The organism is Streptomyces sp. NPDC007971, assembly GCF_042958635.1.
Classification (GTDB): domain Bacteria; phylum Actinomycetota; class Actinomycetes; order Streptomycetales; family Streptomycetaceae; genus Streptomyces.
On the sequence record NZ_JBIBJK010000017.1, the window covers coordinates 108,516 to 131,729 of the forward strand.

The 23,214-nt window shown below is 73.8% G+C and carries 22 protein-coding genes; 11 read left to right on the forward strand and 11 right to left on the reverse strand.

The features are described from left to right. Positions 1–214: 214 nt before the first annotated feature. A complete protein-coding gene (locus ACFZCP_RS31670) occupies positions 215–1,315 on the reverse strand; it encodes a mechanosensitive ion channel domain-containing protein (RefSeq protein WP_391433704.1) in 1,101 nt (366 codons plus the stop codon). A 317-nt stretch (positions 1,316–1,632) separates the two neighbouring features. Here ACFZCP_RS31670 and ACFZCP_RS31675 point away from each other — a divergent pair, with 317 nt between their 5' ends. Then, entirely contained in the window at positions 1,633–2,169 is a 537-nt protein-coding gene (locus ACFZCP_RS31675; protein ID WP_362691628.1) for an HNH endonuclease, read from the forward strand. 99 nt (positions 2,170–2,268) lie between these two features. Here the strand turns inward: ACFZCP_RS31675 and ACFZCP_RS31680 are convergent, their stop codons facing one another. From ACFZCP_RS31680 to ACFZCP_RS31690, 3 genes are read right to left on the reverse strand one after another with little or no spacing between them, the layout of a single operon-like run. After that, entirely contained in the window at positions 2,269–3,648 is a 1,380-nt protein-coding gene (locus ACFZCP_RS31680) for an ABC transporter permease (protein WP_391433707.1), read from the reverse strand. Next, positions 3,645–4,346, reverse strand: coding sequence for an ABC transporter ATP-binding protein (locus ACFZCP_RS31685; protein WP_362691634.1), 702 nt, complete (start codon positions 4,344–4,346; stop codon positions 3,645–3,647). Before ACFZCP_RS31685 ends, ACFZCP_RS31680 begins: the two co-directional genes overlap by 4 nt. Next, positions 4,343–4,876 (reverse strand): helix-turn-helix transcriptional regulator, encoded by a 534-nt coding sequence (locus ACFZCP_RS31690; protein ID WP_391433712.1) that lies wholly within the window; start codon positions 4,874–4,876, stop codon positions 4,343–4,345. Before ACFZCP_RS31690 ends, ACFZCP_RS31685 begins: the two co-directional genes overlap by 4 nt. Before the next feature lie 387 nt (positions 4,877–5,263). Here ACFZCP_RS31690 and ACFZCP_RS31695 point away from each other — a divergent pair, with 387 nt between their 5' ends. Genes ACFZCP_RS31695 through ACFZCP_RS31705 form a run of 3 tightly spaced genes read left to right on the forward strand, consistent with a single transcriptional unit; the run spans position 5,264 to position 7,938 of the window. Next, complete coding sequence (locus ACFZCP_RS31695) at positions 5,264–5,509, forward strand: hypothetical protein (protein WP_362691640.1); 246 nt, start codon at positions 5,264–5,266, stop codon at positions 5,507–5,509. Then, entirely contained in the window at positions 5,510–7,630 is a 2,121-nt protein-coding gene (gene malQ / locus ACFZCP_RS31700; RefSeq protein ID WP_391433717.1) for a 4-alpha-glucanotransferase, read from the forward strand. It abuts the gene before it with no gap. A 47-nt stretch (positions 7,631–7,677) separates the two neighbouring features. Continuing rightward, positions 7,678–7,938, forward strand: coding sequence for a hypothetical protein (locus tag ACFZCP_RS31705; protein ID WP_362691646.1), 261 nt, complete (start codon positions 7,678–7,680; stop codon positions 7,936–7,938). Positions 7,939–8,304: 366 nt separating this feature from the next. Here the strand turns inward: ACFZCP_RS31705 and ACFZCP_RS31710 are convergent, their stop codons facing one another. Both ACFZCP_RS31710 and ACFZCP_RS31715 read right to left on the reverse strand, forming a co-directional pair. Then, on the reverse strand, positions 8,305–8,712 hold the full coding sequence (locus ACFZCP_RS31710) for a nuclear transport factor 2 family protein (protein WP_391433722.1): 408 nt from the start codon (positions 8,710–8,712) through the stop codon (positions 8,305–8,307). A gap of 110 nt (positions 8,713–8,822) precedes the next feature. After that, positions 8,823–9,422: a TetR family transcriptional regulator gene (locus tag ACFZCP_RS31715; protein ID WP_362691652.1), complete on the reverse strand. Its 600-nt coding sequence runs from the start codon at positions 9,420–9,422 to the stop codon at positions 8,823–8,825. A 228-nt stretch (positions 9,423–9,650) separates the two neighbouring features. On the opposite strand from ACFZCP_RS31715, the gene ACFZCP_RS31720 reads away from it, so the two are divergent. Next, a complete protein-coding gene (locus ACFZCP_RS31720) occupies positions 9,651–11,243 on the forward strand; it encodes an FAD-dependent monooxygenase (RefSeq protein WP_391433727.1) in 1,593 nt (530 codons plus the stop codon). 127 nt (positions 11,244–11,370) lie between these two features. Here the strand turns inward: ACFZCP_RS31720 and ACFZCP_RS31725 are convergent, their stop codons facing one another. Next, positions 11,371–11,889 carry a MarR family transcriptional regulator gene (locus tag ACFZCP_RS31725; RefSeq protein WP_391433730.1) on the reverse strand — a complete coding sequence of 173 codons (519 nt, stop codon included), beginning with the start codon at positions 11,887–11,889 and terminating at the stop codon, positions 11,371–11,373. Positions 11,890–11,996: 107 nt separating this feature from the next. Between ACFZCP_RS31725 and ACFZCP_RS31730 the strand changes: the two genes are divergently transcribed. The 4 genes from ACFZCP_RS31730 to ACFZCP_RS31745 all read left to right on the forward strand — a co-directional run bounded on the left by ACFZCP_RS31730 (position 11,997) and on the right by ACFZCP_RS31745 (position 16,424). Further along, the gene (locus ACFZCP_RS31730) at positions 11,997–13,508 is read left to right on the forward strand and encodes an MFS transporter (protein WP_391433734.1); all 1,512 of its coding nucleotides are present in this window, start codon (positions 11,997–11,999) and stop codon (positions 13,506–13,508) included. Then, positions 13,505–14,473 carry an EamA family transporter gene (locus ACFZCP_RS31735; RefSeq protein WP_391433737.1) on the forward strand — a complete coding sequence of 323 codons (969 nt, stop codon included), beginning with the start codon at positions 13,505–13,507 and terminating at the stop codon, positions 14,471–14,473. Before ACFZCP_RS31730 ends, ACFZCP_RS31735 begins: the two co-directional genes overlap by 4 nt. 28 nt (positions 14,474–14,501) lie before the next feature. Continuing rightward, positions 14,502–15,416, forward strand: a complete 915-nt coding sequence (locus ACFZCP_RS31740; RefSeq protein WP_391433740.1) for an EamA family transporter — start codon at positions 14,502–14,504, stop codon at positions 15,414–15,416. Positions 15,417–15,500: 84 nt separating this feature from the next. Then, the gene (locus tag ACFZCP_RS31745; RefSeq protein ID WP_391433743.1) at positions 15,501–16,424 is read left to right on the forward strand and encodes a LysR substrate-binding domain-containing protein; all 924 of its coding nucleotides are present in this window, start codon (positions 15,501–15,503) and stop codon (positions 16,422–16,424) included. Here the strand turns inward: ACFZCP_RS31745 and ACFZCP_RS31750 are convergent. The 4 genes from ACFZCP_RS31750 to ACFZCP_RS31765 form a co-directional block, all read right to left on the reverse strand. Further along, a complete protein-coding gene (locus ACFZCP_RS31750) occupies positions 16,400–16,693 on the reverse strand; it encodes a hypothetical protein (protein WP_391433746.1) in 294 nt (97 codons plus the stop codon). The genes ACFZCP_RS31745 and ACFZCP_RS31750 overlap by 25 nt on opposite strands. Before the next feature lie 74 nt (positions 16,694–16,767). Further along, on the reverse strand, positions 16,768–17,244 hold the full coding sequence (locus ACFZCP_RS31755; RefSeq protein ID WP_391433749.1) for a DUF1203 domain-containing protein: 477 nt from the start codon (positions 17,242–17,244) through the stop codon (positions 16,768–16,770). 113 nt (positions 17,245–17,357) lie between these two features. Continuing rightward, positions 17,358–19,931 (reverse strand): aminopeptidase N, encoded by a 2,574-nt coding sequence (gene pepN, locus ACFZCP_RS31760; RefSeq protein ID WP_391433752.1) that lies wholly within the window; start codon positions 19,929–19,931, stop codon positions 17,358–17,360. Between the two features lie 295 nt (positions 19,932–20,226). Then, on the reverse strand, positions 20,227–21,246 hold the full coding sequence (locus tag ACFZCP_RS31765) for an aspartate-semialdehyde dehydrogenase (protein WP_362691676.1): 1,020 nt from the start codon (positions 21,244–21,246) through the stop codon (positions 20,227–20,229). Between the two features lie 318 nt (positions 21,247–21,564). Between ACFZCP_RS31765 and ACFZCP_RS31770 the strand changes: the two genes are divergently transcribed. Further along, positions 21,565–22,110 (forward strand): sigma-70 family RNA polymerase sigma factor, encoded by a 546-nt coding sequence (locus tag ACFZCP_RS31770; protein ID WP_391433759.1) that lies wholly within the window; start codon positions 21,565–21,567, stop codon positions 22,108–22,110. 1 nt (position 22,111) lies between these two features. Continuing rightward, complete coding sequence (locus tag ACFZCP_RS31775) at positions 22,112–23,188, forward strand: hypothetical protein (RefSeq protein WP_391433762.1); 1,077 nt, start codon at positions 22,112–22,114, stop codon at positions 23,186–23,188. The last annotated feature ends 26 nt before the right edge of the window (positions 23,189–23,214 follow it).

A 23,214-nucleotide genomic window follows, 5' to 3' on the forward strand; every position in this document is an offset into this window, starting at 1 on the left:
TCGACACCTGCCTTTCCGACTGTCCAGCTTTCCAGCGACCTGACCATGGCGTCCAGCCTTGATCACCGGCCGCCGGAAGATCACTGTTAGGAAAGTTTCCTATTCGGGTGGGAGGAACGTAAGCCCAGGACGAAGAGGGCGTCAATAGACAACGCCCCCGAGGCAACAGACTCGTTACCTCGGGGGCGGGAGGGAAGGTGTGGGGGCCGGCGCCCTACTTCGGCGCCGACCGCTGCTGCGGAGCGATCGGCGTCGTGGCCGCCGACTGCGGGGAGTCGGCGTTGGAGTACGCCGACAGTGCCGCCACCGCAGCCGTCGGGTCGGGGGCCGCCTCGACGTCCTCCGCGGCCGTCGCACCGCCCACGATGCGGATGCTCGCCGCGTCGAACGCCCGCTTGATGCGCCAGCGCAGCTCGCGCTCGACCGTCACCGACTTGCCGGGCATGGTCTTGGCCGAGACCCGGACCACCATCGAGTCGATCAGCACGCTGTCCAGGCCGAGCACCTCGATCGGCCCCCACAGCAGCTCGTTCCAGGGCTCTTCCTTGCTCATCTGCCCGGCCACCTCGTCCAGCGTGGCCCGCACCCGGTCCAGGTCCTCGTTCGCGCGCACGGTCACGTCGACCCCGGCGGTCGCCCAGCCCTGGGAGAGGTTGCCGATCCGCTTGACCTCGCCGTTGCGGACGTACCAGATCTCACCGCCCGCGCCCCGCAGCTTGGTCACCCGCAGCCCGACCTCGATCACCTCGCCGGAGGCCACCCCCGCGTCGATCGTGTCGCCGACGCCGTACTGGTCCTCCAGGATCATGAACACCCCGGAGAGGAAGTCCGTGACCAGGTTGCGCGCGCCGAAACCGATCGCCACACCGGCCACACCGGCGGACGCCAGCAGCGGCGCCAGGTTGATCCTGAAGGTCGACAGCACCATCAGCGCGGCCGTGCCGAGGATCAGGAAGCTCGCCACCGAGCGCAGCACCGAGCCGATCGCCTGCGAGCGCTGCCGGCGCCGCTCGGCGTTGACCAGCAGACCGCCGAGCGCGGTGCCGTCCACCGACTCCACGGTCCGGTTCATCCGGTCTATCAGCTTGGTTATCGCGCGGCGCACCGCTGCTCTGAGCACGAAGGCCACGACCAGGATCAGCAGGATCTGCAGACCCATCGCGAGCCAGGTCGACCAGTTCTGCTCCACCCAGCTCGCCGCGTTCGTCGCGCTCTCCTGGGCGTCCTGGAGCGTCGGCACGGCCGGGGCCGTCGACCCCGAGGGGGACGGCGACGGCGTCGCACCGGCGGCCGGTAGGACGACGGGCAAGGACACGGCAGGTACCTCCATGGTGCTGCGCGGTCCGCTCCGGCGGGGCGGTCAAGGTCACGAAAGGGTCACCGGACGGACAGAACCACCACACTAACGGGGCATTGTGTGCGCACCACGCCGATCCGCAAAGGAGAGGCACAGGAGAGACCGGGCTCACCCCGGCTTGAACAGGCCATGATCCTGGGGATGAATCGGGTGTGGTCGAAAACACTCCCAGCCCGTTACCGGGACATGGTGGCGCTTCCACCAGGCATGAGGGGAGACTGACTGCAGATCGTCCCGGCGCGAGCCACGCGCCGCCGACGCCCAAGGAGGCACCCGTGCCGCATGTCCTGGTCCTCAACGCGTCGTACGAGCCGCTCGGCGTCGTACCGCTCCGCCGCGCGCTCGTCCTCGTCCTGGAGAACAAGGCTGTCTCCCTCGAGGAATCCGGCGCCTATATGCACAGCGCAACCGTCACAGTCCCCGCACCCAGCGTGGTCCGGCTCAAGCGATTCGTCAGGGTTCCCTATCGCGGGCCCGTTCCTCTCACCCGCAGGGCACTGTTCGCCCGCGACGGGGGCCGGTGCATGTACTGCGGTGGCGTCGCAACCAGCGTCGACCACGTCATCCCGCGCAGCCGCGGGGGCAAACACGTCTGGGACAACGTGGTGGCCTCGTGCCGCCGCTGCAACCACGTGAAGGCCGACCGGCATCTCGTGGAGATCGGCTGGCGGCTGCGCCACAAACCCGCTCCGCCCACTGGTCTGGCCTGGCGCATCATCGGGACCGGACATAGGGACCCGCGCTGGCTGCCCTACCTGCAGCCGTTCGGCGCGGACGACGCCATGGCCCGGATCGACGGCATTTCCGCCTGACGATCCGGGCCTTCGCGTACCTGGGTCCCTGTCCGGGGCACGTGTGCGGTCCGGCCCCGGGGTCCCCCGTGCCCCGGGGCCGGACATCTCCTCGCGCCCTCACACGTAGCGCAGCTCCGCCGGGCGCACCGAGCGGCGCAGCAGGGGCAGCGAGCACGCCGCCGCCAGCAGGCAGCACCCGTAGACGCCCACCGGGACCAGCAGCCCGGCGTACGGCACGACAAGGGAGCCGTGTCCCTGGGTCAGCGAGGCGTACCCGATGCCGATCGCCATGCCGCCCGCGCCCGCCAGCGCGAGTGCGGGGGCCAGCGGCAGCGCGGTCTCCAGGAGCAGCGCCCGGCCGAGCACCGCGCGCGGCACCCCGGCGGCGACCTGTGCGGCCAGGCTGCGGCGGCGGTTCGCCAGCGACTCGGCGGTGCCGACCGCGAGGCCGGACAGGGTGATCGCGAAGGCGACGAGGATCGCGGCGCCGGTCAGGTCGATGCCGGTCGTGTAGAAGGACAGGGGCATGCCGAGCTGATGCTCGCGTCTCATCTCGTGCAGGCCGGCCAGGAGTGCCTGGCGGATGCCGACGAAGCCCGTGCCGACGATCGTGACCAGCAGGACGGACGCGTGCGTGCGGGCCGCGGCCCAGGGCTCGTCGCGCAGCCGCTCCGCCGCGATCAGTGTCGCCGCCGAACGCGCGCGCCCCGCCAGCACCCGCCCGGCCAGCGCGGCCGTCCCCCCGGTCAGCCACACCGTTCCCGCCCCGACCGCGACGATCAGCCCGAACACCATCAGCGGCACCCGGCCCCGGTCCGTGCCGGAGGTGTGGACGACGGCCGAGAGTGCCAGCAGCAGGACGGCCAGCACGGCACCGGTGAACAGCAGCCCCGGCCCTCGCCCGCTGCGGGGCCGCGTCCGGCGTACCCACCCGAGCGGCGAGGCCACCACCCGGCGCAGCGTCAGCGCGCCCGCCGCCGCCCCGAGCACCGGCACCCCGAGGGTGACCAGTACGAGGCCGGCCCAGGCCGCGGCCGTCGAGCCGGCCCACACGCTCAGCAGGACCGGTACCGCGGCGGCGGTGGCGAGCACCGAGCCCAGCAGACAGGCCAGCCCCGTCTCCAGGGCGGCGATCCGGCGCACCTGGGCCGGGCCGGCACCGGCCAGGCGCAGGGCGGCCAGCCGCCGGTCGCGGTGCACGGCGCCGATCCGGGCGCACTGCCCGAGGAAGCCCAGCACGGGCACCAGCAGAAGCAGCAGGCTGACGATCACCCCCGAGCGCTCACCGGGGTCGTTCAACAGGCCGCCGCCGAAGGACACCGAGTAATAGCCCCTGAGTGATGCCAGGGCGACGGCGGCGAGGGCGATCCCCGTCGCCGCCGCGGCACCGGCCGCGGTCAGCCCGACCCGCCACCACTCCTGCCGGCCGGAGCCCCGGGTGAGCTGCCAGGCGAGCCGTGCATCGGCGGTCAGTGCGCCGCCCCCACGCGTCGTCACGCCGCCACCTCCGCCGGTACCGCGGCGCCGTCGCTCAGCCGCACCTCGCGGTCCGCGTACGCGGCGACCTGGGCGTCGTGCGTGATCAGCAGCACCGCCGTGCCCGACTCGCGGGCCGTGTGCACCAGCGCCGTCATCACCTGCTCGGTCGCCAGCGAGTCCAGTGCCCCCGTCGGCTCGTCCGCGAAGACCACCCGGGGACCGGTCACCAGCGCTCGCGCCAGGGCGACCCGCTGCGCCTGGCCCCCGCTCATCTCACCCGGCCGCAGCCCCTCCTGGCCGCGCACCCCGAACCGCTCCAGCCATTCGCCGGCCCGTTCCCGGGCACCGGCCCGGTCGGTGCCCGCCAGCATCAGCGGCAGCGCGACGTTGTCGACGGCCGTCAGCTCGGGGATCAGCTGCCCGAACTGGAACACCACACCGAAGTCGGTACGGCGCAGCTCGCTCAGCCGCTTCTCCGGCAGCCGGTCGAGCCGCAGTCCGTCGTAGACCACCTCGCCCTCGTCCGGCCGTACGATCCCCGCCAGGCAGTGCAGCAGCGTCGACTTGCCGCTGCCGCTGGTCCCGGTCACGGCGAGGATCTCGCCCGCGCTCAGACCGAGCGAGGCGCCGCGCAGCGCCGGCGACGTGCCGTGCGCCTTGACCAGGTCGCGGCCCGCCAGAAGCGGGTCCGAGGAGTGGTCCCCCCTGTTGTTCATGATGCGTCGACCTCCGCGGTCAAAGTGGTCAGCCGGGCCGCCGTGGTGTTCATCCAGCGGAGGTCGGCGTCGAGGTGGTTGAGGGCGTAGTCCGCCGAGAGCACGGTCGCCGGCGGGGCGCCCGGGGCCGTCTTCACGGCCGTCAGCTCCCGCATCCGCTCCATGTGGGCGGCACGCTGGGCGCGCAGATAGAGGGCCGGGTCGCCGCCCGCCAGGATCGAGACGACGACCTTGGTGAAGATCTCGTTCGCCACGAAGGGCGCGGGCGCGGCGATCTCCCCGGCCCACCGGGCCAGTTCGCCTGCCCCCTCGTCCGTCGACCGGTACAGCGTCCGCTCCGGTCCGCCGTCGGCGTCGGTCCCCTCGACCTGGGCCAGACCGTCCCGGACCAGGCGCTGCAGGGTCGTGTAGACCTGCCCGTAGGCGAGCGGACGGGCCTGTGGAAAGCGTTCGTCGTGGCGCCGCTTGAGGTCGTAGCCATGGCTCGGCCCCGCCTCGAGCAGTCCCAGGATGATGTGCCGGGTGCTCATGGAGATCAGTATGCATCAGATACATGTACTGAGTGAATAGTGGCGGGGGGAGTGATTGGGGGGGCGGGCGGGAGGGAGCGAGAGCGTGGGAGTGGGCGGGAGTGCGGGAGAGGGCGGGCCGCGTCCGTGAGGTCCTGCGGCAGGTTCTTCCGCTGTCGAAGGCGCCGGCGCGGGCGCCATCGAAGCTGTCACCGCGGGCGCCATCGAAGGCGCCGGCACAGGGGTGGCTGGCCGAACGGGCGGCCGGAGGGGCGGTCGAGCGGGCGGTCGCAGGGTGGCCGGAATGCCGGAAGAAGCACGTTGTTCGCCCCGATGACGTCTGGCATCGCGCGCACTGGGTAGGGCTGCGGTAATCCGACACACGCCGCACCCGACAAGGAGGCCCCCGTGGCCGCACCGGCTCATCTCGTGATCCCGGCCCAGTGGAAACCCGTGGCGGAGCCGTCCGCCGAGACCCTCGACACACAGGCGTACATCTTCAGCGCGGAGAGCACCTACACCCAGGCGCCGCTGACCAGTGAACCGCCGCTGCCCGATGCCGAGCCCCTGACCAGCGAGCCACCGCTCGCAGACACCGCCCCGCTGACCAGCGAGTCCGACCCGGTCCCGGACTTCTTCGCCCCGGGGTCGTAGATGGCCGCGGCGCACGACGACGAGGAACTGTCCCGGCTCGCCGCACTCCACGGGGTCGCCACGTCCTACAGCCCGTCCCCGGACCGCACGGTCCGGGTCTCCGTCGCCGCCGTGACCGCCGCCCTGGCCGCCCTCGGCGTGGACGCGGGCACCCCGGACGCCGTCCGTGCCGCGCTCACCGCACGCGAGCGCGAACTGCGCGAACGGCTGCTGCCGCCGACCCTCGTGCACTGGACCGGCGGTGCACAGGACCGAGCCGCCCCCGCCGTCCTCGCCGCGCTGCCCGCCGGGACGCGCCTGAGCATCGAGACCGAGCAGGGGCAGACGCGGGACGCCGCCGAAGGACTGCCGGCCGGTGTGCACCGGGTGAGCGCCACCGCCCCCGACGGACGCACCGCACACGCCCACCTGATCGTCGCCCCGGACCGCCTGCCCACCCCCGCCACCCGCTCCTACGGCCTCCTCGTCCAGCTGTACTCGTTGCTGTCCCGGCGCTCCTGGGGCATGGGCGACCTCGGCGACCTCGCCGAGCTGGCCGATTGGGCCGGACACACCGCCGGAGCCGGGTTCGTGCAGGTCAACCCGTTGCACGCGGCCGTACCCGGGGCCCCGGCCGACCCGAGCCCCTACCGGCCGTCCTCGCGCCGCTTCCCCGACCCCGTCCACCTGCGGATCGAGGCCGTCCCCGAGTTCGCGTACGTGGAGGACCCCGCCGACCGTGCTCGGATCTCCGCACTGCTGGAAGGCGCCGCGCGGCTGCGCGCCGCCGTCCTCGACAAGGGCGCCCTCATCGACCGGGACGCGGTCTGGGAGCTGAAGCGCGAGGCCCTGGAGCTGGTGCTCCGCGTCCCCCTCGGCCCGGGACGGCAGGCCGCCTACGACGCCTTCCGCGCCGCCGAGGGCCAGGCCCTGCAGGACCACGCCACCTGGTGCGCGCTGGCCGAGACCCACGGCGCCGACTGGCACGGCTGGCCCGCGGGGCTGCGCGATCCGCGCTCGGCCGACACCGCCCGCGCCCGCGCCGAACTGGCCGGCCGCGTCGAGTTCCACACCCGGCTCGCCTGGCTCACCGACGGCCAGCTGCGCGCCGCCCAGCGCGCCGCCCGCGGGGCCGGGATGCCCGTCGGGATCGTGCACGACCTCGCCGTCGGCGTGCACCCCGGCGGGGCGGACGCCTGGGCGCAACAGGACCACTTCGCCGCCGGGATGTCGGTCGGCGCGCCGCCCGACGCGTTCAACGCGCGCGGCCAGGACTGGGGTCTGCCGCCCTGGCGCCCCGACCGCCTCGCCGCCTCCGGCCACGCCCCCTACCGCCGCCTCCTGCGCGCCCTGTTCCGCTACGCCGGCGCCCTGCGCATCGACCACGTGATGGGCCTGTTCCGGCTGTGGTGGGTGCCCCGGGGCAGCCCGCCCACCGAGGGCACCTACGTCCGCTACGACGCCGAGGCCATGCTCGCGCTGCTCGCCCTGGAGGCCTCCCGCGCCGGGGCGGTGGTCATCGGCGAGGACCTGGGCACCGTGGAGCCGGGCGTGCGCGACAGGCTCCAGCGGCACGGGGTGCTCGGCACCTCCGTGCTGTGGTTCGAACGGGACTGGGAGGGCGACGGCCGTCCGCTGCCGCCCGAGCGCTGGCGCGCCGACTGCCTGGCCACCGCGACCACCCACGACCTGCCGCCCACCGCCGCCCGGCTCACCGGTGAGCACGTCGACCTGCGCGAGAGCCTCGGCCTGCTGACCCGCCCGGCCGCCGAGGAGCGCACGGAGGCGACCGCGGACACCGCGGAGTGGCTCGCCCTGCTGGGCAGCCTCGGCCTGCTGGACACCCCGGCTGCCGGGCCCCCGGGAACCGCCGAGGAGGCGGAGATCCAGGGTGTCCACCGGTTCCTGCTGCGCACCCCGGCCCGGCTGATCGGCGTCTGGCTCCCGGACGGCGTCGGCGACCGCCGCCCGCAGAACCTCCCCGGCACCTGGGACCAGTACCCCAACTGGCGGCTGCCCGTCGCCGACGCCCAGGGCCGCCCGGTACCGCTGGAGGAGCTGGCGGCCTCGCCGCGGCTGCGGGCCCTGCTGGAGATCCTGCGGGAGGGAACCGGGGCGGGAACCGGGGGCGAGCCGCCGTAGGGCACCCCGCGCGCGCGGGCTTCCCGGCCGTTCGCTAACTTGAGAGCGTGGACAAGAAGAACGCCCTGCGCGCCGGCGCCCTGGCCGCCGGTACGACGCTGATGATGCTGCTCATGTCGTCCCCCGCCCTCGCGCTCACCCGCGACGACGGCGACGACCCCGGTACGGGTCTGAGCGTCATCCAGACGCTGGGCCTGTACGTGGTGGCCCCGGTGGTCCTGTTCGTGGTCATCGCCGGGCTGGTGATGGTCCTGGACAAGTCCAAGATCCGTGTGACCAAGCCGGGCCAGGGCAAGGCCAAGGCCTGAGCCGGACCTGAGTCTCCGCAGAGGGCGCCGGTCCTCCCGGGGTACGTGCACACCGCCGTGCCCGGGTGAGGACGGCGCCCTCGGTGTTTCTCCACGGCCGCCACGGTCCCCACGGTCCCGGCGCGCGGCGCCGACGGTCAGGGTGCGGCGCCGCCGGTCAGGGCGCGTGACGGCCTCGGCGTGGTGACGGAGCGGCGTGGTGACTGCCTCGGCGCGGTGACTTCCTCGGCGTGGTGACGGCACGGCCCCGGCATGGCTCAGGCACGGCCCCGGCATGGCTCAGGCACGGCTCCGGCACGGTGGCGCCGGCGGCCTCTCCGGCACGGTGGCGCCGGCGGCCTCTCCGGCACGGTGGCGCCGGCGGCCTCAGGGCGTGGTGAAGAAGGCGCTCATGCCGTCGACGTCCGACAGGTAGCTGTCGATGGCGGTGACGCGGCCCCGGTGCGTGGTCAGCACGGTCGCCAAGTGCTCGTCGAGCCTGCGGCCGTCGGCGGCGGTCGCCGTGTTGCGGAGCGAGAGCGCGGCACCGTGTGCGCCGACCAGCACGTGCAACAGCTCGGTGTGCAGGCCCCGGCTCGCGATGTGCCGCGCCCGCTCCACGACCGCGTCGGCGCCCCGGGCGGTGCCGGAGATGGCGCCGGCCCCCGGCATGGTCCAGGTGATGTCGTCCGCCAGCAGGCGGTGCAGCGCCTCCCAGTCCCGGGTCCGGAACGCGGCTAGGAAGCGTTCGGCGATCTCGGAGGCGGTGCTGCTGGTGTCGGCGCTGGTGGACATGGGGGCTCCGGTTCTTCGGCGTCTTTCGTCAACTCCCCTTCGAGCCTAGGTGGTTCGCCCCGGCGTCAGGCGCCGGCAGCCTGGTGCTCCCGCCACCCGGCAGTGCGCGGTCAGGGGCTGGGAGCCGTCAGGTAACGCTGCACCGTGGGGGCGAGCCAGGCCACGATCTCCCCGGTGCCGAGCGCCACCGTGGGCGGCAGGCGCAGCACGTAGCGGGTGAGGGCCAGGCCGAGCAGCTGGGAGGCGCAGAGCGCGGCCCGGGTGGGCACCTGCTCGGGGTCGGGACACACCTGGCGGGCCACCGGCAGCAGCTGGTCCCGGAAGATGCCCTGCATGCGCTCGGCCCCGGCCTGGTTGGTGGCGCCGACCCGCAGGACGGCCGTGAGCTCCTCGTTCTCCTCCCACAGGCCGAGGAAGTGCTGCACCAGCGCCCGGCCGACCTCGTCCCGGGGGACCTGCGCCAGATCGGGCAGCCGCAGGTCGAGCGCGACGGCCGCCGCGAACAGGCCCTCCTTGCTGCCGAAGTAGCGCATCACCATCGACGGGTCGATGCGCGCGTCCTTGGCGATGGCGCGGATGGTGGCCCGCTCGTAGCCGTCGGCGGCGAAGCGCTCACGGGCCGCGGCGAGGATCGCGCCGCGGGTGGTGTCGGAGCGGCGGGCCGCCGGTCCGGTTCCGGGATCTGTGCTTGTGCTGGGGCTGCCGTTCATGTCAACGAGCGTAGGCCAACACGCGTGGGCCAACAAGTGTTGACATCGCTCGATCGGGCGTTCTACGTTTGCCAACAAGCGTTGGTCAACAGTTGTTGGCCACCAGGCGTTGACCGGCGGCGGTCGACCGGCGGCGGTCGACCGGCGGCAGTGACCCGCCAACGGTTGGTCAACGGCAGTTGGTCAACAGCAGATGGCCCACGAGCGTTGGCACCCCAGGAGGCCTCCATGAACGGCACCACTGGAAACACCAGCACCAATGACACCACCGGCCCCACCACCGGCCCCACCACCGGCCCCGGCCCCACCACCGGCCCCACCACCGGCCCCGGCCCCACCACCGGCCCCGGCCCCACTGGCGGCGCCGGCCCCGCCCGGCGCGTCCTCGTCGTCGGCTCCGGCCCCACCGGCCTCCTGCTCGCCGGTGACCTCGCCGCCGCCGGCGTCCCGGTCACCGTCCTCGAAAAGCGCCCGCACGGGATCAGCAACCTCTCCCGCGCCTTCGTCCTGCACGCCCGCACCCTCGAACAGCTCGACGCCCGAGGACTCGCCGACGACCTGGAGGCCGCCGGCCGGCCTCTCGACCGGCTCCGGCTCTTCGGGCGGCTCACCCTTGACCTCGGCACCCTCCCCTCCCGCTTCAACCACCTCCTCGTCCTCCCGCAGTACGAGGTGGAGAAGGCGCTGGAGCGGCGTGCGGTCGAGGCGGGCGCCGACTTCCGGTACGAGACCGAGGTGACCGGTCTGGCCCAGGACGCGGACGGCGTGACCGTGCAGGCCCGCGGACCCGAAGGCCGCACGGAGAGCCTGCGGGCCGACTACGTGGTGGGCACCGACGGCATGCGCAGCGCCGTGCGGGAAGCGATCGGCCTGCCGTTCCCCGGCAGGTCGGTGATCCGCTCCGTCGTCCTCGCCGACGTGCGGCTCGCCGAGAAGCCCCCGAACCTGCTCACCGTCAACGCCGTCGGCGACGCCTTCGCCTTCCTCGCGCCCTTCGGCGACGGCTACTACCGGGTGATCGGCTGGCACCGCGGCCGCAACGTCCCCGACCGGGAGCCGCTCGGCCTCGCGGAGGTCCAGGAGATCACCCGCCTCGCGCTCGGCCGGGACTTCGGGATGCACGACGCCCGCTGGATGTCCCGCTTCCACAGCGACGAGCGTCAGGCGCCCGCCTACCGGGTCGGCCGGGTCTTCCTCGCCGGGGACGCCGCGCACGTGCACACCCCGGCGGGCGGCCAGGGCATGAACACCGGGCTGCAGGACGCCGCCAACCTCGGCTGGAAGCTCGCCGCGGCCGTCCACGGCCACGCGGACCCGGACCTTCTCGACAGCTACCAGGCCGAGCGGCACCCGGTCGGCAGGTCGGTGCTGCGCAGCAGCGGCGGCATCGTCCGCCTCGCCATGGCCAAACGTCCCTGGACGCTGGCGGCCCGCGCCGCGCTGACGGCCTTCCTCGGTGCCGTGGGACCGGCCCGCCGCAAGGCCGTCGGCCAGGTCACCGGCATCGGCTACCGCTACCCCGCACCCCGCGGCGCCCACCGTCTCACCGGCACCCGCGTCCCGGACGTGGCCCTGGCCGGCGGCGGCCGCCTCTACGAGGCCCTGCGCGGCGGCCGGTTCGTCCTGATCACCCCGGAGCCCTACGAGGGCGGACGCGCAGAGCGGCTCGCCGTGGCGCGCTGGGCGGGCGAGCGCCGTACGACCGTGCTGGTGCGCCCCGACGGATACGTGGCCTGGGCGGCGGACACCGCGGACACCGCACGCATCGAGACGGCGGTGACCGCACACGTCGGCGGCCGGGCGGTGCGGCCGGGCGTCTAGGCGGTGCGGCCGCCCGCCCGACGGTGCGGCTGTGTGCCCGGGGACAGATGCGTGTCCGGGCGGTGCGGCTGCGCGTCCGGGTGGGCAGCTGCGTTCCCGAGATGTGCGGCCGGGTGTCCGGGCGGGGCTAGTGTTCCGCCCGTTCCGTCCCTGTCAGCAACTCCCTGAGCAGACCGGCCAGTTGGCCGGTCTGTTCGTCGTCGAGGGAGGACAGGGCCTCCGTCTGGACGGCGAGGCCCGCGCCGACCGCCCGGTCGACGACGCCGAACCCCTTCTCGGTCAGCGTCACCTGGAGGCCGCGGCGGTCGTGGGGGTCGGGGGAGCGGCGCAGCAGGCCCGCGCGCTCCAGCTTGTCGAGGCGGCCGGTCATGCCGCCGGTGGTGAGCATCAGCGTCGCCGAGAGCTGGCGCGGGGAGAGGGTGTACGGCTCGCCGGAGCGGCGCAGGGCCGACAGCACGTCGAACTCGCCGCGCGAGATGCCGTAGGCGGCGTAGGCCTTCTCCACGCGGTCGCCCATGGCGCGCGAGAGGCGGTAGATCCGCCCGAAGACCTCCATCGCCTTCGTGTCGAGGTCGGGCCGCTCGGCCGCCCACTGGCCGATGATCGCGTCGACGGGGTCCCTGTGCTGCTGCCGGCCTTCCTTCATGCGCCGAGTATCGCCCGGTGGACGGTCGCCCGCAAGAAAGTAGCTTGCCAAAAAGTTGCTTAGCGCTAAGCTACTTTCCATCAAGTCACTTCAAGGGGGTCGGCATCGTGAAGAGAAAGAGCCGGGAGGGCGAGGGCCGGGAGGGCGCAGGGCGCGGGCGCCGGAAGGAGGGGCGCATACCGGGGGAGTGGGCCCTGCCCGTCGCCGCCGCCGTCAACGGCGTCGGCACCGGCATGTACATCCCGTTCACCCTGGTGTTCTTCCACTACGTCACCGGACTGTCCTTCACCGTCGTGGGCGCCGTGCTCACCGTCACCGGCCTCATGGGCATCGGCGCGCTCCCGCTCGCCGGGGCGGCGGTGGACCGGTACGGAGCCAAGCGCGTGCAGTACCTGCTCTACGGCGTCCGGGTCGTCGGCTTCGCCCTCTACCCCTTCGCCCACTCCCTCGCCGCCTTCACGCTCGTCGCCCTGGTCACGGCCGCCGCCGACCGGGCCTTCCCGGCCGCGCAGCAGTCCCTGATCGGCGAGGTGGCGCGCGGTGCCGGCCGGGACCGGCTGCAGGCGTCGACGCGTGCGCTGCAGAACGCCGGAAACGGCGCGGGCGCGCTGCTGGCCACGCTGGTCATCGCGGCCGCGGGAGGCACCGCCTACACCTACGCGGCCTGGGGCAACGCCCTCTCCTTCGCGCTGGCCGCGCTGCTGTTGCGTCCGCTGAAGCCGGTGCGCGCCACCGACGGGGACCCGGATGCGCCTCGTGCGGGCGCCGGTTACCGGCTCGTCCTCGCCGACCGCCCCTTCCTGGTCGTCACCGGCGCCAACTTCCTGAACGCGCTGAGCTATTCGGCCCTCTCGGTCCTCTTCCCGCTGTTCGTCGTGGAGTGGCTGCACGGACCCGCCGCGCTCAGCGGCGCCGCCTTCACCCTCAACACCGTGCTCTGCGCGCTGGCCGGTGTCGCCGTCGGCGCGCGGGTGAGGCGGACCGGCGCCCGGCGCACCCGGGCGGCGGCGATGGGCGCAGGCCTGTTCGCGGCCTCCTTCGCCGCGCAGATCGTCCTCGGCACCCTGCGGCCGGCCTCGGACACGGTCCTGGGCGGTGCCCTGGTCGGCGTGGTCGTCGTCTACACCCTCGGCGAGCTGATCCACAGCCCCGCCGCCCAGGTGCTCGCCGTGGCGGCGGCGCCCGAGGCGGTGCGCGGACGGTACCTGGCGGCGTACCAGATGTCCTGGTCGCTGGCGAAGGCGGTGGCTCCGTCGCTGTTCACGGCCCTGCTCGCGGTCGACGGCCGGGCGCCGTGGGCCGTGCTCGTCCTCACCTCGGCGGTGGCCGCCGTCCTGCTGATCCGGGCGGAGCGCCGCCTGCCGGAGGAGGCGGTACGGCCCCTTCCGGTGACCGTGACCCACGGTGGCGCCGCCCCTGCCGCGCCGCCCGCCCCTGCCGCCCGACCCGCCGCTGCCGCCCGACCCGTCCCTGCTGCCCAGCCCGCCTCTGTCGCCCAGCCCGCCTCCGCCGTTCGGCCCGCCCTTGCTGTTCGGGCCGCCCCTGCCGTCCGGCCCGCCTCTCTCGTCCGGCCCGGCGCGGGCGCCGCCTCCGCCGAAACCGAAGGGACCCGGTCATGAAACGACCCGCAACCGTCCTGCTCACCGCCCTCGCCCCCGTCTCCTGGGGCACCACCTACGCGGTCACCACCCAGTTCCTGCCGCCCGACCGCCCCCTGTTCACCGGCCTGATGCGGGCGTTGCCCGCCGGCCTGCTGCTGCTCGCCCTCACCCGGGTGCTGCCGCGCGGCGCCTGGTGGGGGAAGGCGGCGGTGCTGGGCGCGCTGAACATCGGCGCCTTCTTCCCGCTGTTGTTCTTGGCGGCGTACCGGCTGCCCGGCGGGACGGCCGCCGCCGTCGGCTCGCTGGGGCCCCTGTTCGTCGTAGGCCTCTCGGCGCTGCTGCTCGGGCAGCGGCCCGCGGCGCGCACGCTGGTCACCGGGGCCGTGGCCGCGTTCGGCGTCAGCCTCGTCGTCCTGCGGGGAGCCGGCGCCCTCGACGCGATCGGGGTCCTCGCATCCGTCGCCTCCACCGCGTCCATGGCGGCCGGGACCGTGCTGACCAAGCGGTGGGGCCGGCCGGACGGCGTCGGCCCGCTCGCGCTGACCGCCTGGCAGCTCACCGCGGGCGGTCTGCTCATCGCCCCGGTCGCGTTCCTGGCCGAGGGCGCGCCGCCCGCGCTCGACGGCCGCGCGGTCGGCGGATACCTCTACCTCGCGCTGGCCAACACGGCGGTCGCCTACTGGCTCTGGTTCCGCGGCATCGGCCGGCTCACCGCCTCCCAGGCCGGTTTCCTCGGCCCGCTCTCCCCGCTGACCGCGGCCGTCGTCGGTTGGGCGGCCCTCGGGCAGGCGCTGACGCCGGTGCAGACGGCGGGCATGGCGCTGGCCTTCGGGGCGACGCTGGCCGGGCAGCGGGGCAGGGGCGGGAGCGTCGGCAGGCGTGCGGGCGTGCGTCCACCGTTCAGGCCTGAATTGTTCAGTTCCACTGAAGTGAACGGTCGAAAAGATTCGATGGACCTGACAGGTCGGCCGCTGCGACGGTAGGCGCACACCGATCACCGAAAGGATCTCTGTGGCCACAGTCCCGCACCTGACCGCCACCCCCGTCACCCGCCCCCGCAAGGCCGCCGCCCCCGTGCTCGGCCTCGCCCTCGCCGCCCTCGCCACGGTCGTCTGGTCCGGCAGCTTCGTCGTCTCGCGCGCGCTGCACGACAGCGTCCCACCCGTGCAGCACGCCTTCTGGCGCTGGGTGATCGCGCTGGCCGCCGTCGCACCCTTCGGTGCCCGGCAGGCCTGGCGGCAGCGGAAGCCGATACGGCGCCACTTCCGCCACGTCCTGCTGGCCTCCCTGCTCGGCGTCGCCGTCTACAACACCCTCGTCAACCAGGCGGGACTCACGACCCCCGCCGCCACCATGGGCATGATCATGGCCGCCGCGCCGGTCCTGATGGCGGTGTTCGAGCGACTGGGCGGCGTACGGCTCGGAGCGCGGCGGACCACCGGGCTGCTGACGGCCTGCGCGGGCGTGGTGCTGCTCGTCGGCGGCGGGGCGCGCTTCGGCGCCGGTGACCTGTGGATGATCGCGGCGTGCTGCAGCTTCGCCGGCTACAGCGCCCTGCTGCGCCGCAGGCCCGCCGAGATCGACGGCACCGCCTTCCTGTTCACGACGTTCCTCGTCGGCACCGTCCTCCTGCTGCCCCCACAGGCCGTGAGCCTCGCCGTCCAGGGCGGCTTCCGCCCCGCCCCCGGCACGGTCCTGCCCCTCCTGTACGTCGGCGTGGCCTCCTCCGCGGTCGCCTTCTTCGCCTGGAGCAAGGCCATCGCCCTGATCGGCGCCGCCCGCGCCGGCATCGTCTACTACCTCCAGCCGGTCTGCGTGGCCCTGCTCTCCTGGGCCCTCCTCGGCGAAGCCACCACCGGGCCCCAACTCCTGTGCATGGCACTGATCCTGGGCGGGATTACGCTGGGCGCGGGGTCCCGCCGGTGACGGCGCCGTGATGACGGCGCGCGGCCGGGCACCTCTGCGAACGGTCGCGGCGGTGTGCCGCGGACGGACGTGTACCGTGCCGTCATGGCCGAGTGGGACCTGAGGAAACTGCAGATCCTGCGCACCCTGCGCGAGCGGGGCACCGTCACCGCTACGGCCGAGGCCCTGCACATGACCCCCTCGGCGGTCTCCCAGCAGCTCACCAACCTCGCCCGGCAGCTCGGCGTACCCCTCCTGGAGGCCCACGGCCGCCGGGTACGGCTCACCGACGCGGCCCGGCTCGTGCTGCGGCACGCGGAAGCCGTCTTCGAGCAACTGGAGCGCGCCGACGCGGCGCTCACGGCCTACACGCAGGGCGAGGCCGGCGAGGTGCGGGTCGGCGCCTTCTCCACGGCGGTGCCCGCCCTCGTCGTACCGGCCGTACGCGCTCTGCGGGCGAGCCACCCGGGAGTGACCGTACGGGTCCGCGAGGCCGAGGCCGCCGAGGCGTACGACCTGCTGGCCGCGGGCGAGGTCGACCTCGCCCTCTCCCTCGCCGCCGAGGCGCCGAGCGCGGCCGACCCCCGCTTCACCCGCTCTCCCCTCCTTGCCGACCCTCTGGACATCGCCCTGCCCCCGGACCACCCCCTGGCCTCGGCCCCCGCCCTACGGCTCACCGACCTCGCCGCCGAGCCCTGGATCTTCGGCGGCAGCGGCCCCTGGTCCGACATCACCCGCCGCGCCTGCGAGGCCGCCGGCTTCAGCCCCCACCAGGGCCACTCGGCCTCCGGCTGGACCGCGATCCTGGCCATGGTGGAGGCGGGCATGGGCGTCGCCCTGGTCCCGCGGACGGCGGCGGCCCGCCGCGACGGCGTGGTCATGCGGGAACTGGGGGACGACCGGCCGGTCCGGCACGTGGTGGCGGCGGTGAGGAAGGGCGGGGAGACCGGACGGGCGGTGTCCCGGGTGCTCCAGGCCCTGCGGGACACGGCCGCAGCCAGTGGTCACTCGGATGTGAACTCGTACTGAAGCTCGTAGAGATGGCCCGCCTTGACCATGACCGTGGCTTCGACGGGGCGATCGTCGTCGCTGTAGACCACACGCAGCGTACGGAGTACCGGAGGGTCGCTGGGCAGGCTCAGTGACGCGTCGAATCTCGCCTTGAGCCGAGCCGTGGAGGGCAGGCCGGCGCCCGGGGCCAGGTCGCCGCTCATGATTTCGTCGCGCAGGTCGGCCGCGATCCGCTCGTGCAGTGACCGCCGGTCCTCGGCGCCGGTGTCGGTGGTGGGCACGGTCATCCGATCCGCATCTCGTAACGCAGCTGCTGCATATGGGCGGGCATGACCATCATGTCGACGGATGGGCCGCGGCCTCACGGCCGCCGCACCTCGTACAGGAAGCAGCCGTACTCCACCGCCCTCACGTGTACGAGTGCCACCTCCGGGTCGGTGAACGCCTCGGCGAAGGCCGGTTCGAAGGCGGTGCCGTCCTCGACCAGGCGGCCGCCGAGGATGCGGCCGTCGGCGGAGTAGCGGCGCAGCGTGCGGTGGGCGTTCGCGAAGGGCAGGGCGTCGGTGTCCGGACCGGCGCAGTCGTCGGCGTGGACGAAGACGGGGCCCTGCTCGTCGTAGGCCCCCGGGTCGGCGCCCGTCCCGGCCGCCCAGCGGCGCAGGGGCGCGTACGAGACCAGGGCGATCCGCTCGCCCGGCTCGCTGCGGCGCAGGCAGCAGCGCAGGGGTGCGCCGCCCTCGTCGTCGGTGAAGGGGGCCATGGGGCGGCCCGCGTCGTCGCGGGTGCGCAGTTCCTTGAGCGTCAGGGGCGTCAGGGGGCGTGCGGTGTAGGTCGTCATGCAGCCAGCGTGGCGCGCCGCCGGGCCGCGGACCGGCGGGATCCGGACATGGCCCTGGAGAGCGGAAGGGCGCCCGGCTCGGTGCCGGGCGCCCTTCATCTGCGTACGAACGGCTACGCGGCCGCCGCGTCCGCCGCCTGGGCCTTCAGGGCCCGCTCGACGCCCGAGCGGGACTCCGAGACCAGGCGGCGCAGGGCCGCGTTCGGCTCGGCCGCGGACAGCCAGGTGTCCGTCTTCGCCAGGGTCTCCTCGAAGACCTGGACCGACGGGTACAGGCCGATCGCGATCTGCTGGGCGATCTCGTGCGAACGGGAGTCCCAGACGTCCTTGAGGACCTCGAAGTACTTGTCCGTGTACGACGCCAGCAGCTCACGCTGGTCCGTCTGGACGAAGCCGCCGATCACCGCCTCCTGGACGGCGTTCGGGAGCTTGTCGGACTCGATGACCGACGCCCACGCCTCCGCCTTGGCCTCGGCCGTCGGGCGGGCCGCCCGGGCGGTGGCCGCGTGGCGCTCGCCGGCGGCCGTCCTGTCCCGCTCGTACTCACCCGCGATCTCCGCCTCGTCGAACCGGCCGACCGCCGCGAGCCGCTCGACGAACGCCCAGCGCAGGTCGGTGTCGACGGCCAGACCCTCGACGGTGTGCGTGCCGTCCAGCAGGCCCTCCAGCAGGTCCAGCTGCTCGGGGGTGCGTGCGGTCGCCGCGAACGCCCGGGCCCAGGACAGCTGGTGGTCGCTGCCCGGCTCGGCCGACCGCAGGTGGGCCAGCGTGGCGTCGGTCCAGCGGGTCAGCAGGGCCTCGCGGGCGGCCGGGTCGGCGTAGAGGTCGATCGCCAGCTTCGCCTGCCGCTGCAGCGACTGCACCACGCCGATGTCCGACTCCTTGCCGACACCGGACAGCACCAGCGACAGGTAGTCGCGGGTGGCCAGCTCGCCGTCGCGGGTCATGTCCCAGGCGGACGCCCAGCACAGGGCACGCGGCAGGGACGCCTCGAAGTCGCCGAGGTGGTCGGTGACGACCTTCAGCGACTCCTCGTCCAGGCGGACCTTGGCGTAGGAGAGGTCGTCGTCGTTGAGCAGGATGACGGCCGGGCGGCGCTTGCCGGTCAGCTGCGGCACCGCGGTCAGCGGGCCGTCGACGTCCAGCTCGATCCGCTCGGTGCGCACCAGCCTGCCGCCGTCCGCCTGGAGGTCGTACAGGCCGATCGCGATGCGGTGCGGGCGCAGCACCGGCTCGCCCTTGGCGCCGGTGGGCAGGGCCGGGGCCTCCTGGCGGACGGCGAAGGAGGTGATGACGCCGTCGGCGTCGGTGGCGACCTCGGGGCGCAGGATGTTGATGCCGGCCGTCTCCAGCCACTTCGCCGACCAGGTCTTCAGGTCGCGCCCCGAGGTCTCCTCCAGGGCGCCCAGCAGGTCGGACAGGCGCGTGTTGCCGAACGCGTGCCGCTTGAAGTAGGCCTGCACGCCCTTGAAGAACTCGTCCTCGCCGACGTAGGCGACGAGCTGCTTGAGCACGCTCGCGCCCTTGGCGTAGGTGATGCCGTCGAAGTTGACCAGCACGTCGTCCAGGTCGCGGATGTCGGCCATGATCGGGTGCGTGGACGGCAGCTGGTCCTGGCGGTACGCCCAGGTCTTCATCGAGTTCGCGAACGTGGTCCACGAGTGCGGCCACCGCGAGCCGGGCGCGGAGGCCTGGCAGGCGATGGAGGTGTAGGTGGCGAACGACTCGTTCAGCCACAGGTCGTTCCACCACTCCATGGTGACCAGGTCGCCGAACCACATGTGGGCCAGCTCGTGCAGGATCGTCTCCGCGCGCACCTCGTACGACGCGTCCGTCACCTTGGACCGGAAGACGTACTGGTCACGGATGGTCACCGCGCCCGCGTTCTCCATCGCGCCCGCGTTGAACTCCGGCACGAAGAGCTGGTCGTACTTCTCGAACGGGTAGGCGAAGTCGAACTTCTCCTGGAACCAGTCGAAGCCCTGCCGGGTCACCTGGAAGATCGCGTCCGAGTCCAGGAACTCGGCGAGCGAGGGCCGGCAGTAGATGCCGAGCGGCACGCTCTGGCCGTCCTTCTCGTACACGCTGTGCACGGAGTGGTACGGGCCGACGATCAGCGCCGTGATGTACGACGAGATGCGCGGCGTCGGCGCGAAGGACCACACGTTGTCCTTCGGCTCCGGCGTCGGAGAGTTGGAGATGACGGTCCAGCCCTCGGGGGCCTTCACCGTGAACTGGAAGGTCGCCTTCAGGTCCGGCTGCTCGAAGGAGGCGAAGACGCGGCGGGCGTCCGGCACCTCGAACTGGGTGTACAGGTAGGCCTGGTCGTCGACCGGGTCCACGAAGCGGTGCAGGCCCTCGCCGGTGTTGGTGTAGGCGCAGTCGGCGACGACCCTGAGGACGTTGCGCCCCTCCAGCAGGCCGGGCAGCGCGATCCGGGAGTCCTCGAAGACCTCGGACGCATCCAGCGCGTCCCCGTTGAGCGTCACCTCGTGGACCGCCGGGGCCACGAGGTCGATGAAGGACGTCGCGCCGGTTTCGGCGACGTCGAAGCGCACCGTGGTCACGGACCGGTAGGTACCGCCCTCCTGCGCGCCGGAGAGGTCGAGATCGATCTCGTACGAGTCAACGGTGAGCAGCTTCGCCCGCTGCTGTGCCTCTTCGCGAGTCAGGTTTGTGCCAGGCACGCGGTCATCTCCTCGTTATGTGTCGGTTGCGCCATCCTTCCATGGGATCCGCGGGGAAAGCGATGTCCCCAGGCGTCCGCCCGGCGTCCCCGCCGGCACCCGAGCGAACCCCCTCACCACCTCCGTCCGCGCCCCGCGCCGCCACACCGGCCCCGAGGGGCGGGGCGGCCGAGCCGATCAGAGGAAGGGGCGGTCACGCGTGTGACCGCCCCTTCGGGAAGAACCGAGGACCCGCCCCTGTCCGTCATGCCCCGCGGCGCCCTGTTTCGCAGGGTTCACCGCGTCGTGCCGTGCCCTACTTCGCCGACAGCTCGGCCGCCACCAGCTCCGCGATCTGGACCGCGTTCAGCGCGGCGCCCTTGCGGAGGTTGTCGTTGGAGACGAACAGGGCCAGGCCGTTGTCCACGGTCTCGTCGCGGCGGATGCGGCCGACGTACGACGGGTCCTGGCCGGCCGCCTGGAGGGGCGTGGGGATGTCGGACAGGACGACACCCGGGGCCTTCGCGAGCAGCTCGGTCGCGCGCTCCGGGGAGATCGGGCGGGCGAAGCGGGCGTTGACCTGGAGGGAGTGGCCGGAGAAGACGGGCACGCGCACGCAGGTGCCGGAGACCTTCAGGTCCGGGATCTCCAGGATCTTGCGGGACTCGTTGCGCAGCTTCTGCTCCTCGTCGGTCTCGTGGAGACCGTCGTCGACGATCGAGCCCGCCAGCGGGAGCACGTTGAAGGCGATCGGCCGCTTGTAGACCTGCGGCTCGGGGAATTCCACCGCGCCGCCGTCGTGGGTCAGCCGGTCCGCGTCGGCGACCACCTTCTGCGCCTGGCCGTGCAGCTCGGCCACGCCCGCCAGACCGGAGCCGGACACCGCCTGGTAGGTGGCGACGACCAGCGCTTCGAGGCCCGCCTCCTCGTGCAGCGGCCGCAGCACCGGCATCGCGGCCATGGTGGTGCAGTTCGGGTTGGCGATGATGCCCTTGGGGCGGTCGGCGATCGCGTGCGGGTTCACCTCGGAGACCACCAGCGGGACCTCGGGGTCCTTGCGCCAGGCCGAGGAGTTGTCGATGACGACGGCACCCTGGGCGGCGACCTTCTCGGCCAGCGCCCGGGAGGTCGCGCCGCCCGCGGAGAAGAGCACGATGTCCAGGCCCGTGTAGTCGGCGCTCGTCGCGTCCTCGACCGTCACGCCGTCCAGCACCGTGCCGGCCGAGCGGGCCGAGGCGAACAGGCGCAGCTCGGTGACCGGGAAGTTCCGCTCCGCGAGGATCCTGCGCATGACCGTGCCGACCTGACCGGTGGCTCCGACGATTCCGACCCTCACGACGACTCCCTCTGTGTGTTGCTTTCCTGACCGGGGCTTTTCCATCATGCGGCCGACCCTGGTCCACCTGTCCAATTGTTTGCGACGCGTGCCCGAGGAGTGGGACACGATCACCCGGCGGACGGTTCCGTACCTCCGTCCGTCGCCCGCCGGGGCTGGAGATGTTCCCCCGCCCGGGGCCGCGCGCCGGAAGCTGTGCTGTCCCGCCCCTGCCCGTGCGGACCCCGGGCACACCGGGTGTGACGTACACCTCTGACCCCGTCCGAACGTTTCCGCCCCCTCCGGCGTCGTAGGGGCGGACGCAGGAGGGGGTGGCTTGTGCTGCGTGGAGGGGCGCGCCGTGACCGGAGGGCGTACGCCGGTGCCGACCGCACCGGCGAGGACCCGCTCGACGCGGCCCAGGAACGCCGGGTGCGGGCGGTGCTCGCGCTCGGCGGGGTGCCGCAGGCGGACCTGCTGGACGGGGTGCAGCAGGTCCGCCTGCGGCTGCTGGAGCGAGCCGCGAGCGGCCGCGAGGCGCCGCGGGACGTGTCGGCCTGGGCGGCGGTGGTCGCCTCCAACCTGGCCATGGACTGGCACCGGGCCAAGCGGCGCCAGGAGCGGCTGGGCGAGCGGCTGGCGTCGCTGCGCGAGCCCGCGCACCCCTCCGGCGAGGAGACCAGCCTGCTCTCCCTCGCCGTCGCCCAGGGGCTGGACGAGCTGCCCGACGCCCAGCGCCAGGTGGTGATCCTGCGTTTCTTCGCCGACCTGCCGGTGCGCGCGATCGCCGAGGAGCTGGGCGTTCCCGAGGGCACGGTCAAGAGCAGGCTGCACACGGCGGTCCGCGCGCTGCGCGAGAGGCTGCACGAGGACGAGGTGGTGTGACATGACCGCCCAGCACGAGGGCCCGGCGGGCGCCGGGGGCCGTGAGGAGGCCGGGGAGTACGGCGGCATGGACGCGCTGCTGGCCGCGATCACGGGCGACGCGCTGCCGCAGGAGGCCCGCCGGGACACCGCCTTCCTGGCCGCACACCGGTCGGCCGAGGCGGACGTGGCGGTGCTGCGCGAGCAGCTGACCTGGCTCGCGGAGGCACTGACCGGGGAGGCGCAGCCCGGGCCCGCAACGGCAGGGCAGGAAGCGGAGGAGCAGCAGGCAGGGGGGCCGGAGGCAGCGGAGCGGGACGCGGGACGGGAGGAAGCAGGAAGCCAGGGCGCGAAGGGGCAGGAGCCGGACGGGGCTCCGGGCTCTCGCGGGGCGTCGCCGTCCGCCGGGAGGCCGTCCGCCGGGAAGTCCGGGGGAGCGGGGGGAACCGGGGGGACCGGGCGAACCGCCCCCCGGCCGCGCAGTCTCACCCGTCCTGTCGGTCCGGCACGCCCCGCCCGCCCGCCGCGTCCGGGCCGTCCCTCCGGCCCGCGCCGGGCCCTGCGGATCGCCCTCGGGACGCTCGCGGCCGGCGCCGCGTTCGCGACGGCCGCGGGGTTCGGCTGGCTCGTCACGCACTCCGCCGGGGACGGATCGATGAGCGGGGGCTCCGCCGACCGTGCGAAAGGCGCGGCCAGGGGCGCGCAGAACACCCCGGCCGCGGTCTCCGGGGACGAAGGCCGGCCCGCCGACCCCGTACCGGTCCTGGCCTGCTACCGGCTGGTCGTGGAGGGCACCGTGGCCAGGGCGGAGCCGCAGCCCGACAGCCCCTGGACCCGGATCGTGCTGAGCGTGGACCGCTCCTACAAGCCCGCCCACGCAGCGGCCGAGGTCACCTTCGTCCTCGACAAGGGGGCCAGGCCCGCCCCGCGCAAGGGGCAGCACGTGCTCGTCGGGATCGGCCGGGGCCGGGACAACGCCGGACTGTGGGCCGTCGGTGACGCCCGCGTGGCCGTGAACCGGGCCTGGATCACCGAGACGCTGCCCGGCGCCCGGCACACTACGTGCCCGTCCGAGCAGGCGCCGACCGGCAGACCATGAGGGGCGGGGGTCCCCCCGGACCCCCG

What these genes read in the sequence shown, in the direction of transcription:
- ACFZCP_RS31755 (WP_391433749.1), bottom strand. Translation starts at nt 17,244, where the DNA reads ATGACGACCTACACCGCACGCCCCCTGACGCCCCTGACGCTCAAGGAA.
- ACFZCP_RS31720 (WP_391433727.1), top strand. Translation starts at nt 9,651, where the DNA reads ATGAACGGCACCACTGGAAACACCAGCACCAATGACACCACCGGCCCC.
- ACFZCP_RS31750 (WP_391433746.1), bottom strand. Translation starts at nt 16,693, where the DNA reads ATGACCGTGCCCACCACCGACACCGGCGCCGAGGACCGGCGGTCACTG.
- ACFZCP_RS31710 (WP_391433722.1), bottom strand. Translation starts at nt 8,712, where the DNA reads ATGTCCACCAGCGCCGACACCAGCAGCACCGCCTCCGAGATCGCCGAA.
- ACFZCP_RS31725 (WP_391433730.1), bottom strand. Translation starts at nt 11,889, where the DNA reads ATGAAGGAAGGCCGGCAGCAGCACAGGGACCCCGTCGACGCGATCATC.
- ACFZCP_RS31690 (WP_391433712.1), bottom strand. Translation starts at nt 4,876, where the DNA reads ATGAGCACCCGGCACATCATCCTGGGACTGCTCGAGGCGGGGCCGAGC.
- ACFZCP_RS31715 (WP_362691652.1), bottom strand. Translation starts at nt 9,422, where the DNA reads ATGAACGGCAGCCCCAGCACAAGCACAGATCCCGGAACCGGACCGGCG.
- malQ (WP_391433717.1), top strand. Translation starts at nt 5,510, where the DNA reads ATGGCCGCGGCGCACGACGACGAGGAACTGTCCCGGCTCGCCGCACTC.
- ACFZCP_RS31745 (WP_391433743.1), top strand. Translation starts at nt 15,501, where the DNA reads ATGGCCGAGTGGGACCTGAGGAAACTGCAGATCCTGCGCACCCTGCGC.
- ACFZCP_RS31735 (WP_391433737.1), top strand. Translation starts at nt 13,505, where the DNA reads ATGAAACGACCCGCAACCGTCCTGCTCACCGCCCTCGCCCCCGTCTCC.
- ACFZCP_RS31775 (WP_391433762.1), top strand. Translation starts at nt 22,112, where the DNA reads ATGACCGCCCAGCACGAGGGCCCGGCGGGCGCCGGGGGCCGTGAGGAG.
- ACFZCP_RS31685 (WP_362691634.1), bottom strand. Translation starts at nt 4,346, where the DNA reads ATGAACAACAGGGGGGACCACTCCTCGGACCCGCTTCTGGCGGGCCGC.